The sequence below is a fragment of the Acinetobacter sp. genome (genome assembly GCF_049284435.1).
Lineage (GTDB): Bacteria > Pseudomonadota > Gammaproteobacteria > Pseudomonadales > Moraxellaceae > Acinetobacter.
The window spans coordinates 1-1,732 of record NZ_JBAPXX010000139.1 but is presented as its reverse complement, the minus strand read 5'-3'; the positions used below and the strand labels follow the sequence as shown (position 1 = coordinate 1,732).

Annotated in this window: 2 protein-coding genes; both read left to right on the top strand. The window is 42.3% G+C overall.

What is annotated here, in order from left to right:
* The first annotated feature begins 135 nt into the window (after nucleotides 1-135).
* The gene (gene xseA, locus WAK81_RS12145) at nucleotides 136-1,407 is read left to right on the top strand and encodes an exodeoxyribonuclease VII large subunit (protein ID WP_422197101.1); all 1,272 of its coding nucleotides are present in this window, start codon (nucleotides 136-138) and stop codon (nucleotides 1,405-1,407) included.
* Nucleotides 1,397-1,591 carry an exodeoxyribonuclease VII small subunit gene (gene xseB, locus WAK81_RS12140; protein WP_422197099.1) on the top strand — a complete coding sequence of 65 codons (195 nt, stop codon included), beginning with the start codon at nucleotides 1,397-1,399 and terminating at the stop codon, nucleotides 1,589-1,591. Before xseA ends, xseB begins: the two co-directional genes overlap by 11 nt.
* Nucleotides 1,592-1,732: the final 141 nt, after the last annotated feature.

Here is a 1,732-nt window from a genome sequence, read left to right as displayed (position 1 = left end):
AGTCTGAACCAAGTAATTATGCACCTCAATAGCATTGCATTGTCATTACATCAATCAAATATGACTTCACTTTTAGATTTGTGATCTTCGTTGGATTGATTTAATATTTGATTGAATTTTAAACTTTCTATTGGCATGACAGACGATCCTCAACTCTCCCTCAAGGAATATCTTGCTACGGTTCAGGAAGTGGTCAAACTCACTTTCGATACACCGGTATGGGTCAAAGCCGAGATTCGTAATCTAAGTATTAAAGCAGGCCATTATTATCTGGAGCTGGCAGAAAAAGAAGCCGACAGTGATCAGGTGATTGCCAGTTGCCGAGCGACCATCTGGAAATTTAGTGCCCAGAAAATTGTCACGCAGTTTGAACGTGAAAGCGGAATTGAGCTGAGTCGTGATCTGAAAGTGCTGATTAAAGTCAAAGCCAATTTCGATCCCCAGTATGGTTTTTCTTTAAATATTGTCGAGATTGATTCGGGCTATACCTTAGGAGATATTGCCCGGCGTTATCAGCAGATTGTTGAGCGGTTGACGACTGAAGGACTAATTCAGCGTAATAAAAACTTGCCTAGCCCTTTTGACCTGAACCGAATTCTGGTGATTGCTCCCGAAAATGCAGCAGGCCTCGGAGATTTCAAAAAAGATGCCGATGCACTACAGAGTGCGCAGGTGTGTGAGTTTATTTACTACAGTGCGACTTTTCAGGGAAATACCGCCCCGCAAAGTATTATGTACAGTCTGGCACAAGCGCTCAAACAATGGGCTCAGACTTATAATACCGCACCGGATCTGATTGTAATTATACGAGGTGGTGGTGCTGTCAATGATCTGGCTTATTTGAATGATTATGATCTGGCTGCCCTGCTCTGTAAACGTTCGGTACCGGTCTGGGTTGGCATCGGGCATGAAAAAGACCGTACCATTCTGGATGAAATTGCGCATCGTTCCTTTGATACTCCGAGTAAAGTCATTGCAGGGATTCGCAATCATATCTTTGAACTGACCCAGGATGTGCTGAATTATCTACAGCGCATTCAGCGTTTATCTCAACAACAGATTCAAGCTTATCAAAATCAGAATGATCAATTTTTGAAACTGATTCAAAGTGTGGCCAATAACCAGATTATGGATGCACTGCAACGTCTGCAACAGATCAAGGCCAATACTGCCAGTCTGGCCCAGCAGCATACCCAGCTCATCAATCAACAGCTCGATGCCCTGATGCGGGAAACGCTGCTACAAAATCCTAAACATGTTTTATCCAAGGGTTATGCCATCGTGCGCCAGCAAGAACATGTGGTTGCATCGATTCGCCAGATTCAGCCCAATGATCTGGTTGAAGTCGAATTGCACGACGGCATTTTTTCAGCACAACTTATACAGGTACTTCCTCATGACTCATGATACTTTAAGCTTCCAACAAGGCTACGACATCTTGAAAAAGAATGCGGAATTGCTCGAATCTCAGCAAGAACCGGATATCGATAACTTGATGAAAATCGTGGAAGAATCCATGACTGCCTATAAAGCCTGCAAGGCACGTGTCGAAGCGGTTCAAACTGCGTTAAATAATACTTTTAAAGATTAATTATATGTCGTTTCAAATATTAGCTTAGGCTATTTAAATAACTGATGTTACGCACTCGATTGAAAAAGTCTTATAATTCGTAGCATGAATAAAGATTTATTAGACCTCTATACAGACTACCTGATTTGTTCAGCTGAGCAG

What these genes read in the sequence shown, in the direction of transcription:
- xseB (WP_422197099.1), top strand. Translation starts at nt 1,397, where the DNA reads ATGACTCATGATACTTTAAGCTTCCAACAAGGCTACGACATCTTGAAA.
- xseA (WP_422197101.1), top strand. Translation starts at nt 136, where the DNA reads ATGACAGACGATCCTCAACTCTCCCTCAAGGAATATCTTGCTACGGTT.